Genomic DNA, 15,448 nt, shown 5'->3' with positions numbered 1-15,448 from the left:
CAATAATGACTTTGATTATTGCCGAAGCGGGTGTAAACCATAACGGTCAAGAAGAACTAGCATTTTCGTTGGTCGATGCTGCTCACAAAGCTGGAGCGGATATAGTAAAGTTCCAAACTTTTAAAGCAAAAAACCTAGTTACCGAAGAGGCTAAGCAAGCTGAATATCAAGTAACGAATACTCAAAAGCAAGAGTCTCAGTTATCGATGTTAAGCCGTTTAGAACTGTCGTACGAGACCCACCATGATCTCGTCAAATACTGTGATTCGCTTGGTATTGAGTTTCTATCAACAGCTTTCGATTTAGAAAGTTTAGATTTCTTAGTCAATGATCTTGGTTTAACGCGCTTGAAGTTGCCTTCCGGTGAGTTAACGAACGCTCCTCTTGTATTGGCTCATGCTCGTACTGGTTGTGATCTTATTGTATCAACAGGTATGGCAACACTTTCCGAAATTGAGACAGCTCTTGGGGTGATTGCTTTCGGCTATACAGCCGATGAAAAAGCAGAACCTTCCATGCTAGGTTTCCAAGAAGCTTACGTATCAGAAGCAGGTCAAAAAGCGCTAAAAGAAAAAGTAACAATTCTTCATTGTACGACGGAATATCCTGCTCCAATGGAAGAAATCAACCTAAGAGCAATGGATACGCTAGGGCGAGCATTTGATTTGTCGGCAGGCTATTCGGATCACAGTGAAGGAATAACAATTCCAATTGCGGCTGTTGCTCGCGGCGCTGTTCTGATCGAGAAGCACTTTACGTTAGATAAAAACATGGAAGGTCCAGACCATAAAGCTTCGCTTGAGCCACAAGAGTTAGAGGCAATGGTTAAAGCCATTCGTCAGGTGGAAGTTGCATTAGGTTCTAGCGTCAAAACGCCAACAGTTTCTGAAGTGAAGAATAAATCAGTAGCACGAAAGAGCTTAGTAGCTGCAATGGATATTAAAGAAGGTGAAGAGTTAACAGAATCCAACCTTACGATTAAGCGCCCTGGTTCTGGTTTGTCACCTTACCGCTATTGGGAACTTATTGGTAGTAAGGCGAGCAAAGGGTATAAAGCAGGAGAGCTGATCATTGAGTGATGAGCCTATTCTTCCTATTGTAATGATTGGTGGAGGCGGTCATGCCTCCGTTCTTGCTGAAATACTGCTTACACAGGGAAGAGACCTACTTGCTGTGATAAGCCCTGAAGATGTAAGCCAACGTTCTGTATTTAAAGGAATTGCCATCCTTGAAAAGGACGAAGATATTCTGAAGTTTGATAAAGACAAGGTTCTTTTGGTCAACGGTATTGGAATGATGCCCAAATCCGGCTTCAAGAAAAAAATTAATGAGCACTTTCTTTCATTAGGTTATCAGTTTGAGACAGTTATTGCAGATAGTGCATTTGTCTCGCCTTTTGCAAAGGTAGGTATTGGATCCCAGATACTTCCTAAAGCGATAGTTCAGACTGGAGCAGAAATAGGTAACCATACAACTATTAATACTGGGGCAATTATTGAACATGATTGTCAAATTGGCTCATATAACCATATAGCTCCTGGTACGACTATTTGTGGGGGAGTTGTAACTAATGATGAGGTTTTTGTTGGTGCTGGTTCGACTCTTATTCAAGAGATTAAGGTAGGGAAAGGTGTTGTAGTTGGTGCGGGTACAACAGTTCTAACTAACTTGGAACCAGACTTAGTTTGCTACTCTAAGCCGAATTACAAGAGAAAATGAAATGAGTCATGATTGGAAAAAAATTTTAGTAAGCGCTTGCGATAGAGTACATGAAGTCTTAAAAGTGATTGATGCTCAAGCCTTGAAATTAGCGCTGGTGGTAGACTCTGATGGGTGCTTATTAGGTACAGTTAGCGATGGAGATATACGTAGGGCATTAATTAATGGTACTCCACTAGAACAGCCTATATCAGTGGTTATGAATGAATCACCAACTACAGCAAGAGTTGGAGTGTCAAGAAACGACCTATTAACATTGATGGAGCAACGGGAGATTCATGCAATTCCGATACTAGATAATGGTAAGGTCATTGGTCTAGAAACATTACACGGATTGCTCCATAAACCACAATATTCTAATCCAGTCTTCCTGATGGCTGGAGGTTTTGGGACTCGTCTTAAGCCATTGACAGATAATTGTCCCAAGCCTTTACTCAAGGTCGGAGAAAGACCAATTTTAGAGACGGTAATTCTAAGCTTTGTTCGCTCTGGTTTTAAAAATTTTTTCATATCTACTCATTATTTGCCCGAAATGATTCACGCAGCTTTAGGGAATGGTGAGAAATGGGGGATAAGTATAAAATATATCCATGAAGATGTACCGTTAGGAACCGGGGGAGCTCTCGGTTTATTACCAGATGATATTCCTGACTTACCTGTGATTGTCATGAATGGGGATGTTTTAACGAAGATTAATTTTGAAGATCTTTTAGCATTCCACACAAAACAGAAATCTATTGCAACAATGTGTGTCCGGGAATTTGATTACCAAGTTCCTTTCGGAGTAGTCGAAGCTGAAAATATGAAAATTACAGGATTAGTTGAGAAACCCACCTATCGTTTTCATGTCAATGCAGGGATTTATGTAATAGATAAAGCGGTTATATCAAAAGTAGTAAAAAATGAGTATTTGGATATGCCAACATTATTTGAATCCTTAATAGGGAAGCAAACTCATGTTTATCCATTTCATGAGTATTGGTTAGATATTGGGAGAATGGATGACTTCAAACGTGCTCAAATTGATATCCTGACACTAGGTATATAAATATGAAGATATTAGCAGTTATACCAGCTAGATCAGGGAGTAAACGGCTTCCTAAGAAAAATATCAAAGTTTTAAATGGGAAACCATTGATACAATGGTCAATAGAGTCGGCAATTAACTGTAAGCTTATTAGTAAAGTTGTCGTCAGCACAGATTGTGAAGATATTGCAAATATAGCATTGAATTCAGGTGCCGAAGTCCCCTTTATCAGGCCAAAAAATTTATCTGAAGACTCTAGTTCAAGTATCGATGTTATCTTGCATGCATTGGATCATTACAAAGATAAGGGCGAGAACTACGATTTTGTGATGCTTTTACAGCCAACATCCCCCATTCGCAGTCAAGCTCACAATGAAAGTGCTATTGAACTGTTGAAATCGAAAGAGGCTGATGCAGTGGTTTCAGTATGCGAATGTGAGCACTCTCCCCTCTGGGCGAACACATTACCTGAAAGCCTCTCTATGGATTCCTTTATTTCTGACGACATTAAGAACTCAAGAAGTCAGGAGTTGCCTCTTTTTTATCGTTTAAATGGTGCTATCTACTTGTCTCGAGTTAGTCGTTTATATGATGAAAAGTCTCTGTTTTTATCATCAAATGTATATGCTTACTTGATGGACAATGAGAGCTCTGTTGATATTGATCATGAATTAGATTTTCTTCTCGCTGAAACAGTTTTGAAATATAAGGAAAATAATGAATAAAGTCATAATTATTGGAGCAGGACAATTGGGTAGTCGTCATTTACAAGGTGCCCTGCTGAGCAAAAATGAATTACATATAACAGTAGTAGATCCATCTGCAGAATCGCTTAATGTCGCAGAAAAAAGAGCTAGAGAGGTTGAATTAGCTAATCAGTACACATCAGTTATTTATTGCAAGGATCTCCCGAAAAATGAAGCTTATGATGTTTGTATTATAGCTACTTCTGCAAATATTCGGGCTTCTGTAACAGAAAAGCTATTATCTCATAACGAAGTTAGAAATATTGTATTTGAAAAAGTACTTTTTCAAAAATTAGATGATTATGAGGGAATAGATAAACTTTTAAAAAGTAAGTTAACTAAGGGGTGGGTTAACTGTCCTAGACGATTATTCCCTACTTATCAAACTTTGAAGGAAGAGCTTGATCTTTCTTTACCCGTTCATATGACAGTCAATGGGAATGGTTGGGGTATGGCATGTAACAGTGTACACTTCTTAGACTTGTTTACTTACTTAATTAACAGCTCATCAATGCAGTTAAGTGAGGCTGAACTAGATAAAGAACTAATTAAAAGTAAGCGAGAAGGCTTTCTTGAAGTAACTGGCCAGCTATCTTTTTCCATAGGTGAACATACGTTGGAGATTTGCTGTGGAAAAGGTTCAAATCTAAATTTGGACTTATCAATTAAAAATGGCGAGATGTATCATTTTGTGAATGAAATAGAAGGAATTAGAACAAAAGTATATAATGGATCGAAAGAACAATTCTCTCATCGTGCACTTTTTCAAAGTGAGTTAACAGGACAAACTGTTGATGAACTCATCTCCCATAACTCTTGTGGGTTAACCCCCTTTGTTCAATCATGTGAAATTCATACGCCATTTATCAATGCACTTATTAAGCATATGTCAATTGTTCTCGGAAAAGAGCTTGATGAATGTCCAATTACTTAATCTAAGGATAAAATATGATCTGGTTAATCGGTTCCGGCGCGATGTCGGTAGATTACTCAAAAGTTTTAGATGCACAAAACAAGGATTATTTAGTTATTGGTCGTGGTTTGGAGTCTGCGGAAGATTTTCAAACTAAAACCGGAAGAAAAGTCATTACAGGGGGGCTTTATGATTATTTGAATTCGAAGCCACTAGTTGCAGAGTCAGCGATAGTATGCGTGGGAGTTGCTCAGCTTTATGAAACAACTCTGTGCTTAATAAATGCTGGTGTTAAAAATATTCTAGTGGAAAAACCAGGAGGGATAACTGTTGAAGAGGTCAAAACCTTAGAACAACAGGCTGCGCGAACTTCTAGTAGTGTGTATATCGCTTACAACCGCCGATTCTTTTCATCTGTATTAACTGCAATCGAAAAAATCAAAGGTGAAGGAGGGGTGACATCGTTTAACTTTGAGTTGACAGAGTGGGGACATGTAATCGAAAAGCTAGACAAACCAAAAGAAGTTCTCAAAAAATGGTTCTTGGCTAACTCAACACATGTAGCTGACTTGGCATTTTTTCTTGGAGGAAAACCGAAAGAAATGGCTAGTTTCACTCAAGGTAACTTGTGTTGGCATCCGTCAGGTTCAATATTTTCTGGTGCAGGCATCAGTACTGAAGGTGCATTGTTTAGTTATAATGCCAATTGGGAATCGGCAGGACGTTGGTCTGTGGAGGTTTTAACAAAAGAAAATCGATATATTTTTAGGCCTATGGAGCAATTGCAAGTTCAGAAACGCGGCACGATTCCAATAGTAAATGTAGATATAGATGATACTTTAGATATCAAATATAAGCCTGGACTGTATAAACAGGTAGAAGCATTTTTGAGTAGCAATAAAGAATTATTATGTAGTGTAAATGAGCAGCTAGATATGTTTCAGTATTATGAAAGTATGGCAGGATACACCTCGTAAACGTAGGTGTTAGTATTTAAGTGAATAATAAAACTAATATCTATTATGTTGAGTCGCCGGGACAAATAATTTCGGCGATTGAAGCTATATATCTATATAAAAATAATAATGCTAAATTATTTGTTAGATTAAATGGAGAAAAATATAATGATGAACAAATTAAACAAACGATCTTATTTTATCAACAGAAAGTAAAAATAAAGTTTGAAGTTCACTTCATAAATAATCTGCTTAAATTTATATTTACTTTTGTATTGACATGCCGAAAGTCAAAAGGGAAAAAATTCGTAGGATGTCATAAAAGTAAATATATAAAGTTGATGAGTTATTTTACTGATATTAAAGACCACTATCTTCTAGATGATGGCATCGCAACTCTTATCTATCAAGATAAAGGAGGCCATGGCCCATTATTTACGTGCCTAGATATAAAAGGAAAACCAAGGCAAGAAGTCGTTAGACATAACTTTAATTGCTTGAAAAGTATCCCTACAAAAGAGAAAGTTGGGGCACCCATATTTTTTGGTGCTAAGTATGTGGAAGCAGGGATAATTTCTTTAAATTCTTATGTAGAAATATTGAAAGGTTTAATCAATACTAAAGGAAACTTAATATATGTTGCTCATCGAGCTGAAAAAGATGAAAACCTTGAAATATATAAGTCGTTAGGAGTCTCTATTGTTAGATTCAGATTACCGTCTGAAATAGAATTACTTTTGAGAAAAGATAAACCTAAAGAAATTTATGGTATATATAGTGCTTCTTTGATTACTTCGAAAATTATAAATCCCAAAATGAAAGTTTTCTATATTAGACCTAGTTCTCTTTTGATAGATAAAGAAGTAGAAGATTTGATATATAGTAATATGAAACAATATAATATATCTGAGCTTGAAATTAATGGATAAATATAAAAGAATTTTTTCTTATAGCTTTATTGCTATGCTGTCAAGTATATTTCCTTTCTTTTTATTGCCTTTTCTGACACATCAATTAACAATGGAAGAGTATGGCATTTATTCTTATTGGTATGTAATTATAACAGTTTTATCTTCATTTGTACTCTGTGGTTCTATTTCAAGTTATACTACGTATTTTTCTAGAGGAAAAAGTAATACTAGCGGTGTTGTTTACTATAATTTAAAGTTTTCTATATTACTTACTATATTAATTCTATTTTTCTTAGTGCTTTATAATTTATTTTATAATATAGGAATTCTAACAATAATTATTCCTATATTTATACTATCAAGATCTCAATATCTATTTTATCAACATTTTTGCAGAGTAAATAGAAATATAGTTAACTTTACTATAATTAGCATTCCATTATATGCACTAGTTTTTGGTATTCCAATAATTTTAATAAAGTTTGGATTTATAGAAAAAATAGCAACTGATGTTTTATATACTATGGCAATTGTTATGGGAGGTTTTACTTTCATATTGTTATATCTAGATAAAGCATTTGTTCCAGATAAAAAACAATATAATAATATTTATACTGAAATTAAAAAATTTGGTTTTTATTCTGGAATGCATGTTATTACAGCTGCATTAGTTACAGTTTCTGATCGAATTATATTAAAGCATTTTCTAGATTCCAAATTATTTGCAATCTATGCATTATCTGCAACCTTAACCTCCATATTATCTCTTGTTATGTCTAAGGTTTCTCAAAGTATGCAAAGTGAACTTTATTTAGATTTGGACAATGTTAGGCATGACGCCAGAAGAGAAGTTGCTAAGAACTGGTTTTACAAATATTTTCTATTCATATCTATTGTTACTTTAATATTTGTATTTTCTTTGGAGTTTGTAGTGGAAATGTTATTTCCACCTAGTTATTTAGAATCGATAAATTATGCAAGATTACTGTCAATAGCTATTTTTTTTCAAGGCCTATATTATTTTTCTTCAACTTTAGCTTTCTACCTTAGAATGTCTAGAGAGATGTTCTTTATCTCAATTATTGTTGGAGTGATTGGTGTTGTGCTAAATACAACATTAGCGATTAATCATGGTATTGATGGTGTGATCATATCTTTAGCCATTACGTGGCTATTTTACTTTATTATAACAACTTGGGTTTCAGTTAAAAAACTATAGGTTTCATATGATTAAACTGTTTAAGAAGTATGTTTTTACGTTTATATCTTTATTGAAAGGGTGTAAATATCAAGTAAAGCCAAATGTTTATGGATTTTCATTGTTCACCAAAGGGACAACATTAGGGAAAAATACTAACTTTAACGGTTTTAGAGTATATGGAGGTGGTACGATATCAATCGGCGATAACTTTCACAGTGGCAAGAACTGCAAAGTGATAACTCAAGTCCACAATTATCATGGTAGTAGCCTTCCTTATGATGACACTTATCTAACTAAGGATATTGTGATTGGAGACAATGTTTGGTTTGGTATGGATGTGACTATTTTATCTTCTTGCCACATTGGTGAAGGAGCAATAATACAAGCAGGGTCAGTGATTGTTAATGATATTCCTCCATTGGCTATAGCTGGTGGGAATCCAGCAAAAGTATTTAAGTATCGTGATAAAGAACATTATTATAGTTTAAAGAGTTTATCTAATAATGGTTAAAAGTATAATATTTTCAGTCATCATAATATCATTAATGGTTCAACAATTTTGGATTATATCATCCCCTATAGTTTTAAAACCGTATATGTTGGTAATTGTTGGAACAATTCCTTTTTTTCTATTTAATATGAATAGGAAAATTAACTTTCCTGGAAGTTTTTTAATACTATTTACCTTGATGATCTATTTGGTTTCTACAAGCTTTTTAGTCGATGATATTAGTTTGTCTTTCAATAGAACATTAGGCTTACTTCTTTTATTTACATTAATATTTTACTTGTTTATATATGGTGATGAAAGTAAATTTAATAAAAGGATAATACTAAAATTTTTATTAGTTTATAGTTGTCTTTCTCTTAGTTACTATCTTGTTGGGTTAATCGCAAGTATGAAAGTTGAAGGCTATCTTGAAGGGTTTGAACGTGGGATTTATGGACTGTATTTAGATGGTATTTTACCAAGATATAGAGGATTTTTAGACAGTCCTAATAATGCAGTTATCATACTCTTTATGATCCTAATGTATTCACTGATGGACTCCTCTAAATTAGGAAATCTTCTTTCTTTCTTAACTCTTTTGTTGATACTAATAACATTTTCTTTCACTGGATATATTGCGGTTACTTTTCTTATTTTAGGTTATGTGTTATCAAGAGGAATTAAGGCTATTTCAGCTTCTTTATTATTAGTACTATTTACCATATTTCTGTTACTTCATTTTTATTTGCATGACTCTACTTTTAGTATGCTTGTCGATGCTAGAGTCGAAAGATTGAGTACTGGTAGTGGACGTTTTGAATTGTTTTCACACTCGATAGAGTTAATTAGCAATGCACCAATATCAGGGCATGGTTTAGCACAAGCTAGATTGTTGTTAGAAGGATTCCAAGGGCGAGATTTACAAAGTACTCATAATTCCTTTATTGAGGTTTTCTTAGAAGGTGGTTTTTTAGCTATTACTTTATACTTACTTTTTTGGACTATGTTGTTTATTGATGCAATAAAATCGAAAGTTTGTTGGAAAAGTAGAGTTATACTCTTTTCTTATTTGGTTTCTTTGTTTGTATTAAACAACAGTAACAACTTGTTTTATGTGGAATTAATGATTTTTGGTCTATTCTGGTTTTATTGGGTAAAAAGACAACTAGAAAATGACACATATCATCAATATTGTTTAAATTAAGGTTTTAGATAATTTCTTGATAAACAGAAAATTATATTAATGGAGTCTATAGTGAGAATTTTAGTAACTGGTGGTGCAGGGTTTATTGGTTCTGCCGTTATTAGGCATATTATAAACCATACAGGCGATGAAGTACTTAATGTCGACAAGCTAACCTATGCTGGCAACTTAGATTCATTAGCTGAAATCGAAAGCAACGAAAGGTACAACTTCGTCAAGATAGATATATGCGATATTACTTCACTGACGCAAATTTTTCAGGAATATCAACCTGATTTAGTTATGCATTTAGCAGCGGAGTCGCATGTAGATCGTTCCATTGATGGCCCATCAACCTTCATTGAAACTAATATCATTGGTACGTATTCTCTCTTAGAGGTAGCTAGAGAATACTGGACCAACTTAGCAGAAGAAAAAAAGGTTAGATTCAAATTTCATCATATATCTACAGATGAAGTTTATGGAGATCTCGGTGATACAGATAACTTATTCACAGAGCTAAGTTCATACGCACCTAGTAGCCCTTACTCTGCATCAAAGGCTTCAAGTGATCACTTAGTAAGAGCCTGGCACAGAACTTATGGTTTGCCGATTTTAATTACAAACTGTTCTAATAACTATGGTCCTTGCCAGTTCCCGGAAAAGTTGATACCACTTACCATTCTGAACGCATTAGCGGGAAAAGAGTTACCTATCTATGGTAATGGATCACAAATTCGAGATTGGTTATACGTTGAAGACCATGCAGAAGCCCTAATTCAAGTGCTTAATAAAGGAAAAGTGGGTGAAACCTATAATATAGGTGGGCACAACGAAAAAACTAATATTGATGTGGTGACAACAGTATGTAGCTTGCTTGAAGAACTAGCACCAAATAAGCCAGATGGTGTCAAATTGTATCAAGATCTAATAACATATGTTAAAGATCGGCCAGGACATGATGTGCGATATGCTATTGACTCATCAAAAATGCGGACAGATCTTAATTGGGTACCAAATGAGTCCTTTGAATCCGGGTTGCGAAAAACAGTTCTATGGTTCTTAAATAATCGTAGTTGGTGGTCACGTGTTATGGATGGTTGCTATGCAGTCGATCGATAAGTAGTTACCTATTAGATAAATTTAAATAAAGGCGTCATATGAAAGGTATTATTTTGGCAGGCGGTTCGGGGACTCGTCTTTTCCCAATAACATTAGGAATTTCTAAGCAATTGCTTCCGGTTTATGATAAGCCTATGATTTATTACCCATTATCTGTTTTAATGTTAGCTGGAATTCGAGAGATCTTGATAATTACAACTAAAGAAGATCAAGATAACTTTATGCGTTTATTGGGTGATGGCGCTCAGTTCGGGATTTCATTAGAGTATGCAATTCAAGAAAAACCCGAAGGTTTAGCTCAAGCATTTATAATTGGTGAAAAATTCATAGGTACAGATAGTGTTTGCCTAGTATTAGGTGACAATATTTTTTGGGGCCAAGGATTTTCTCCATTATTAAAACAAGCAAGAGAGCAAAAAGAAGGGGCAACAATCTTTGGTTATAAAGTCCATGATCCTGAACGATTTGGCGTAGTTGAGTTTGATGAACAATTCAAAGCTATTACGATTGAAGAAAAACCATCAAAGCCTAAGTCAGAGTTCGCTGTTACAGGGCTTTATTTCTATGATAATAACGTGATTGATATAGCAAAAAATATAAAGCCGTCAAATAGAGGTGAACTAGAAATAACCTCTATTAACCAAGAATACCTTAAGCGTAAGCAGTTGAAAGTAAAGCTGTTAGGAAGAGGGTTTGCGTGGCTTGATACTGGTACGCATGATAGCTTGCTCGAAGCATCGCAATTTGTATCAACTATAGAAAACAGGCAAGGCTTTAAAGTTGCCTGTTTAGAGGAAATTGCACTTCAAAATTCATGGATTGAGGAACTTGATATTACTAATAACAGTTCGATGTCAGATAGAAATAGTTATGGACAATATGTTTTGAGTTTAATTAAAGGTTGAATTTATGGAAAAGAAAATAGCTATATCTCAGTCAAATTATATTCCATGGAAAGGTTATTTTGACATGATTTCATATGTAGATGAGTTTATTCTTTATGATGATATGCAATACACTAAACGTGATTGGAGAAATAGAAATAAGATAAAAACATCAGATGAATGCAGATGGTTAACTATTCCAGTTAAAGTAAAAGGTAAATATTATCAAAAGATAAGGAATACTGAAATTGATGGAAGCCAGTGGAAAAAAAAACATTGGGGCTCAATTCAGCAAAATTATAAAAAGTCTCCTTTTTTTAATGAAATAAGTAATATTTTAAAACCACTTTATGATAAAGAACACTATCTCTTATCTGAATGTAATGAAGATTTCATTCGGAGTATTTGTAACTATTTATCAATAGATACAATAATCAACAGTTCAAGCGAATATGAGTTAATCGAAGGTAAGAGTGAGAAGCTACTTAATATATGCTTACAAGCTGGCGCAACAGAGTATGTATCTGGGCCAGCAGCTAAAGATTATCTAGATGAAAAAATCTTTATTGAAGCTGGTATTAAAGTAACCTGGTTTAGTTATGATAATTATCCTGAATATAAACAACTTTGGGGAGATTTTAATCATTATCTCTCGATAATTGATTTATTATTCAATCAAGGAAAAGATAGCTACAAGTTTATGAAATTTGTCCGTTAAGATTGAGGGGAGGGAAATGGAACTGTCTGTTGTCACTACGTTATACAAATCAGAAAATTATATAAATGATTTTTATAAGCGTATAACAAAAGAGTGCAATGAATTAACGTCACACTACGAAATAATCTTTGTAGATGATGGCTCGCCTGATAATAGCCTTGAAATGGCCATTTCAATTGCTCAAGGAGACGATAAAGTTAAAGTTATTGAACTTTCTAGGAACTTTGGTCATCACAAAGCCATAATGACTGGGTTGAAAGAATCAGTTGGTGATTTGGTTTTTTTAATCGATAGTGATCTTGAAGAAGAGCCCGAACTTTTAAGCAAATTCTATCATTGCTTACACGAAGGTAATGGAAGCTTCGATGTAGTATATGGTACACAAGTATCTAGAAAAGGAGGATGGTTTGAACGAGTATCAGGGCATGCTTATTACAATGTATTAAATAAATTCACAGATTTAGAAATAGATAAAAATATAGTAACAGCTCGTTTGATGAATAGAGCTTATGTGAATGCTCTGGTTGAGCATCAAGAAAAAGAGTTGTTTCTAGCTGGTTTGTGGTGCATAACTGGTTTTAGGCAAAAACCAATTTCCATTATAAAGCATAGTACTAGTGATACAACATATACTCTTTTCAGTAAACTTCAGATTCTTGAAAATTCGATAGTTTCATTTAGCTCTAAACCCTTGAAGTTAATATTTCATATAGGTGTCTTGATATCACTATTTTCTCTATTTTATATAGCATATTTAATCTCAGGAAAACTATTTTTTTATAAGCCTATTGATGGTTGGACTTCGATTATAGCATCAATATGGTTACTTGGAGGTTTGATAATACTTTTTATTGGTGTCATTGGTATCTATCTATCCAAGATATTTATTGAAACAAAACAGCGACCTTATACTGTGATAAGGAAAACTTATGGTGGAAAATAAAGACATTTTGAGTGAGGTGAAAAACTATTATGATAAGAAACTGTCACTTTATGGTAATACTTCTCAGGGAGTAGATTGGAATAGCGTTGAAAGTCAAGTTTTAAGATTTGAACAATTAACAAAGGTGATACGTTGCTGTAAGAAAACTTCATTGAACGATCTAGGGTGTGGGCATGGTGATTACTATTATTATCTCACTAATAATTTTGACAAAATTGAATATGAAGGGATTGATGTATCACAAGATATGGTTGATCTTGCTCATGATAAATTTCCTGAGGCAGATTTCATTTGTTCGTCAAAACCGTCTAAAATTAGAGATTATACAATAGCTAGTGGCATCTTCAATGTAAGGCAAAGTAGAAGTGATGATGAGTGGTGGGCTTATTTTACAAGAACTCTTGATATAATGGATTCCCACTCTGAGCTTGGCTTTGCATTTAACTGCTTAACCTCATTTTCTGACATAGAGAAAAGGAAGGCATATCTATATTATGCAGATCCAATGAAGGTATTTGAGTATTGTAAGAAAAAATATTCTAGAAATGTTGCTTTGCTGCATGATTATGATCTTTATGAATTTACAATTATTATTAGGAAGGACAAGTGAGTAAGAAAATTGTTATTTTTGGTATTTCTGAAATTGCTGATATGGCATATTTTTACTTCAATAATGATACAGAGTATCAAGTTGTAGCATTCACGATAGATAATGATTTTATTAAGAGTAGTAATAAATTTGAATTACCAGTTATAGCTTTCGAGAATGTTGAGGATAAATATCCGCCTGAAGAATATGATATGTTTGTTGCTTTAAGTTATACAAAGCTGAATCAACTTAGGAAGATTAAATATGGGGAGGCTAAAGCGAAAGGGTATTATCTAGCTTCTTATATTAGTAGTAACTGTGTAAATTATGCTAAGACAATTGGGGATAATTGCTTTATTCTAGAAGATAATACTATCCAACCTTATGTATCTATCGGAGATAATGTAACATTATGGAGTGGTAACCACATAGGACATCACTCAGTAATTGATTCTCATAACTTTATTTCATCCCATGTGGTTGTATCTGGAGGTGTTCATGTCAAAGAGTCATGTTTTATTGGTGTAAATGCAACAATAAGGGATCACGTTATTATCGGTAAAGAAAGTGTATTAGGAGCTGGAGCTCTGATTTTGCAAGATGTAGAAGAAAAAGGAGTCTATATGTCTTCTTCTACAGAACGTTCACGAGTACCTAGCTCAAAGCTGAGAAATATTTAATGAAATTTAAAAAGCTCGGGCTTCTTTATAAACTTCCTTTATTGGGTTTAGGTGATTACGGGGTTTCTCATACGTCCACTCCTCGAGCAATACATATAAAAGACGATATTTTTCGGATCTATTTTAGTTCAAGAGATGAAAAAAATCGTTCATCAGTATTTTTTATTGATATTGATATAATTAAAAAGGATGTTTTCTATGAAAATCATAACCCTGCCTTAACTTTTGGGGATGACAGAACCTTCTATCCTGATGGTATTAGCTTAGGAGATATTATTGAGTCAGACAATGGCCGGTTTTTTACATTCATGGGCTGGAATAATCCAGAGGATAATCACTGGTTTGGTGAGCTTGGCTTGGCACGGATCTTAGATGATGGGAGCTTAGAGGTGGTTGGAGACAAAAGCCAACCTACTCTTGGAGTTGATATGATCGACCCAATTAGCCTTTCTTATCCTGCGATTATAAAAAAAGATTCTACTTATGAAATGTGGTATGGTTCAACAGTCTCTTGGAAAGCTCAAGATAATGAAGAAATGGTCCACATTTTTAAGCAAGCAGTATCTACGAATGGAATTAACTGGACCAAAACTAGAACTACTTTTCCATTTAACTCTGGGGTAATGCAAGCACTATCCAGTCCAACATTCTTTGAGTTTAGATCAGAAAAACATATGTTATTTTCTTACCGAGGAGATGGATCTCAGACGTATAGGATTGGACGTGCTGTATACTCTGACGTTGACGAAAAATGGCTTCTAGTGACTAACCAACCTGTTGTTGATATATCAAATGAAGGATGGGATTCTGAAATGGTAGAATATCCATTTTCATTTGAGCATAAAGGTAAGATATATTTACTTTATAATGGTAATGGTTTTGGAAAATCAGGTATCGGTATTGGTTATATTACAGAATAAATGAATTATGGCTAGTGATTTTGAAAGCAATCATGATGATAAGTACCAGATTGTTAGATATTTTTTAGTTGGATTAGGGCAAAACGGAATTGGTTATTCCTTCTACCTTTTATTTACTTGGTTTGGTTGTGATCCAAAATTAACAATATCTATTTTATATCCTATTTCTGTTATAATATCTTTTTTAGGAAATAAAAAAATCACCTTTGATTATAAAGGTAATAATGTAACAACTTTAATTAAGTTTGTTTTTGTACATATTAATGGTTATTTAATTAGTATTGCATTTTTATATTTTTGTCATGATATTCTGGGATATCCTCATCAGATAGTGCAAATTTTCTCAATATTTTTTGTTGCAGTTTTTATCTTTTTGATGTTGAAGTTTTATGTTTTTTCGAAATCAAGTGCAATAGTTAATAATTGAGGTTAGTATGATTGAGGAA

At 34.0% G+C, this 15,448-nt stretch carries 18 protein-coding genes; all 18 read left to right on the top strand.

Translation table 11 applies throughout. The features are described 5' to 3' along the window. The first annotated feature begins 5 nt into the window (after positions 1–5). From neuB to ACQEXU_RS12645, 18 genes are read left to right on the top strand one after another with little or no spacing between them, the layout of a single operon-like run. On the top strand, positions 6–1,079 hold the full coding sequence (gene neuB / locus ACQEXU_RS12730; RefSeq protein WP_427011083.1) for an N-acetylneuraminate synthase: 1,074 nt from the start codon (positions 6–8) through the stop codon (positions 1,077–1,079). Continuing rightward, the gene (locus tag ACQEXU_RS12725) at positions 1,072–1,719 is read left to right on the top strand and encodes a NeuD/PglB/VioB family sugar acetyltransferase (RefSeq protein WP_427011082.1); all 648 of its coding nucleotides are present in this window, start codon (positions 1,072–1,074) and stop codon (positions 1,717–1,719) included. The genes neuB and ACQEXU_RS12725 overlap by 8 nt, the downstream gene beginning before the upstream one ends. A gap of 1 nt (position 1,720) precedes the next feature. Beyond that, the gene (locus ACQEXU_RS12720; protein ID WP_427011081.1) at positions 1,721–2,767 is read left to right on the top strand and encodes a nucleotidyltransferase family protein; all 1,047 of its coding nucleotides are present in this window, start codon (positions 1,721–1,723) and stop codon (positions 2,765–2,767) included. 2 nt (positions 2,768–2,769) lie between these two features. Next, positions 2,770–3,471 carry a cytidylyltransferase domain-containing protein gene (locus ACQEXU_RS12715; RefSeq protein ID WP_427011080.1) on the top strand — a complete coding sequence of 234 codons (702 nt, stop codon included), beginning with the start codon at positions 2,770–2,772 and terminating at the stop codon, positions 3,469–3,471. After that, the gene (locus ACQEXU_RS12710) at positions 3,464–4,426 is read left to right on the top strand and encodes a Gfo/Idh/MocA family oxidoreductase (protein WP_427011079.1); all 963 of its coding nucleotides are present in this window, start codon (positions 3,464–3,466) and stop codon (positions 4,424–4,426) included. Before ACQEXU_RS12715 ends, ACQEXU_RS12710 begins: the two co-directional genes overlap by 8 nt. Positions 4,427–4,440: 14 nt before the next feature. After that, positions 4,441–5,382, top strand: a complete 942-nt coding sequence (locus ACQEXU_RS12705) for a Gfo/Idh/MocA family oxidoreductase (protein WP_427011078.1) — start codon at positions 4,441–4,443, stop codon at positions 5,380–5,382. A 20-nt stretch (positions 5,383–5,402) separates the two neighbouring features. Then, on the top strand, positions 5,403–6,290 hold the full coding sequence (locus ACQEXU_RS12700; protein WP_427011077.1) for a hypothetical protein: 888 nt from the start codon (positions 5,403–5,405) through the stop codon (positions 6,288–6,290). Then, the gene (locus ACQEXU_RS12695; protein ID WP_427011076.1) at positions 6,283–7,491 is read left to right on the top strand and encodes a lipopolysaccharide biosynthesis protein; all 1,209 of its coding nucleotides are present in this window, start codon (positions 6,283–6,285) and stop codon (positions 7,489–7,491) included. Before ACQEXU_RS12700 ends, ACQEXU_RS12695 begins: the two co-directional genes overlap by 8 nt. A gap of 7 nt (positions 7,492–7,498) precedes the next feature. Beyond that, positions 7,499–7,984: an acyltransferase gene (locus ACQEXU_RS12690; RefSeq protein ID WP_427011075.1), complete on the top strand. Its 486-nt coding sequence runs from the start codon at positions 7,499–7,501 to the stop codon at positions 7,982–7,984. Further along, on the top strand, positions 7,977–9,167 hold the full coding sequence (locus ACQEXU_RS12685) for an O-antigen ligase family protein (protein ID WP_427011074.1): 1,191 nt from the start codon (positions 7,977–7,979) through the stop codon (positions 9,165–9,167). Before ACQEXU_RS12690 ends, ACQEXU_RS12685 begins: the two co-directional genes overlap by 8 nt. A gap of 51 nt (positions 9,168–9,218) precedes the next feature. Continuing rightward, positions 9,219–10,268, top strand: a complete 1,050-nt coding sequence (rfbB, locus tag ACQEXU_RS12680) for a dTDP-glucose 4,6-dehydratase (protein WP_427011073.1) — start codon at positions 9,219–9,221, stop codon at positions 10,266–10,268. A gap of 38 nt (positions 10,269–10,306) precedes the next feature. After that, on the top strand, positions 10,307–11,173 hold the full coding sequence (rfbA, locus tag ACQEXU_RS12675; RefSeq protein ID WP_427011072.1) for a glucose-1-phosphate thymidylyltransferase RfbA: 867 nt from the start codon (positions 10,307–10,309) through the stop codon (positions 11,171–11,173). Positions 11,174–11,177: 4 nt separating this feature from the next. Then, positions 11,178–11,870, top strand: a complete 693-nt coding sequence (locus ACQEXU_RS12670) for a WbqC family protein (protein WP_427011071.1) — start codon at positions 11,178–11,180, stop codon at positions 11,868–11,870. 16 nt (positions 11,871–11,886) lie between these two features. Continuing rightward, positions 11,887–12,813: a glycosyltransferase gene (locus ACQEXU_RS12665; protein WP_427011070.1), complete on the top strand. Its 927-nt coding sequence runs from the start codon at positions 11,887–11,889 to the stop codon at positions 12,811–12,813. Further along, positions 12,800–13,423, top strand: coding sequence for a class I SAM-dependent methyltransferase (locus tag ACQEXU_RS12660; protein ID WP_427011069.1), 624 nt, complete (start codon positions 12,800–12,802; stop codon positions 13,421–13,423). Before ACQEXU_RS12665 ends, ACQEXU_RS12660 begins: the two co-directional genes overlap by 14 nt. After that, complete coding sequence (locus ACQEXU_RS12655; RefSeq protein ID WP_427011068.1) at positions 13,420–14,082, top strand: acetyltransferase; 663 nt, start codon at positions 13,420–13,422, stop codon at positions 14,080–14,082. The genes ACQEXU_RS12660 and ACQEXU_RS12655 overlap by 4 nt, the downstream gene beginning before the upstream one ends. Beyond that, positions 14,082–15,002 carry a hypothetical protein gene (locus tag ACQEXU_RS12650; protein WP_427011067.1) on the top strand — a complete coding sequence of 307 codons (921 nt, stop codon included), beginning with the start codon at positions 14,082–14,084 and terminating at the stop codon, positions 15,000–15,002. Before ACQEXU_RS12655 ends, ACQEXU_RS12650 begins: the two co-directional genes overlap by 1 nt. A gap of 7 nt (positions 15,003–15,009) precedes the next feature. Next, a complete protein-coding gene (locus ACQEXU_RS12645) occupies positions 15,010–15,429 on the top strand; it encodes a GtrA family protein (protein WP_427011066.1) in 420 nt (139 codons plus the stop codon). Positions 15,430–15,448: the final 19 nt, after the last annotated feature.

It is taken from the genome of Vibrio sp. TRT 21S02 (genome assembly GCF_050113675.1).
In the GTDB taxonomy this organism is placed as follows: Bacteria; Pseudomonadota; Gammaproteobacteria; order Enterobacterales; family Vibrionaceae; genus Vibrio.
This window is presented reverse-complemented; position numbering and strand designations above follow the sequence as displayed.

Excerpts from the sequence above, each read along its gene's own strand:
- ACQEXU_RS12690 (WP_427011075.1), top strand. The coding sequence starts at position 7,499 with ATGATTAAACTGTTTAAGAAGTATGTTTTTACGTTTATATCTTTATTG.
- ACQEXU_RS12720 (WP_427011081.1), top strand. The coding sequence starts at position 1,721 with ATGAGTCATGATTGGAAAAAAATTTTAGTAAGCGCTTGCGATAGAGTA.
- ACQEXU_RS12685 (WP_427011074.1), top strand. The coding sequence starts at position 7,977 with ATGGTTAAAAGTATAATATTTTCAGTCATCATAATATCATTAATGGTT.
- ACQEXU_RS12645 (WP_427011066.1), top strand. The coding sequence starts at position 15,010 with ATGGCTAGTGATTTTGAAAGCAATCATGATGATAAGTACCAGATTGTT.
- ACQEXU_RS12715 (WP_427011080.1), top strand. The coding sequence starts at position 2,770 with ATGAAGATATTAGCAGTTATACCAGCTAGATCAGGGAGTAAACGGCTT.
- ACQEXU_RS12660 (WP_427011069.1), top strand. The coding sequence starts at position 12,800 with ATGGTGGAAAATAAAGACATTTTGAGTGAGGTGAAAAACTATTATGAT.
- ACQEXU_RS12695 (WP_427011076.1), top strand. The coding sequence starts at position 6,283 with ATGGATAAATATAAAAGAATTTTTTCTTATAGCTTTATTGCTATGCTG.
- ACQEXU_RS12710 (WP_427011079.1), top strand. The coding sequence starts at position 3,464 with ATGAATAAAGTCATAATTATTGGAGCAGGACAATTGGGTAGTCGTCAT.
- ACQEXU_RS12670 (WP_427011071.1), top strand. The coding sequence starts at position 11,178 with ATGGAAAAGAAAATAGCTATATCTCAGTCAAATTATATTCCATGGAAA.
- neuB (WP_427011083.1), top strand. The coding sequence starts at position 6 with ATGACTTTGATTATTGCCGAAGCGGGTGTAAACCATAACGGTCAAGAA.
- ACQEXU_RS12650 (WP_427011067.1), top strand. The coding sequence starts at position 14,082 with ATGAAATTTAAAAAGCTCGGGCTTCTTTATAAACTTCCTTTATTGGGT.
- ACQEXU_RS12705 (WP_427011078.1), top strand. The coding sequence starts at position 4,441 with ATGATCTGGTTAATCGGTTCCGGCGCGATGTCGGTAGATTACTCAAAA.
- ACQEXU_RS12665 (WP_427011070.1), top strand. The coding sequence starts at position 11,887 with ATGGAACTGTCTGTTGTCACTACGTTATACAAATCAGAAAATTATATA.
- rfbA (WP_427011072.1), top strand. The coding sequence starts at position 10,307 with ATGAAAGGTATTATTTTGGCAGGCGGTTCGGGGACTCGTCTTTTCCCA.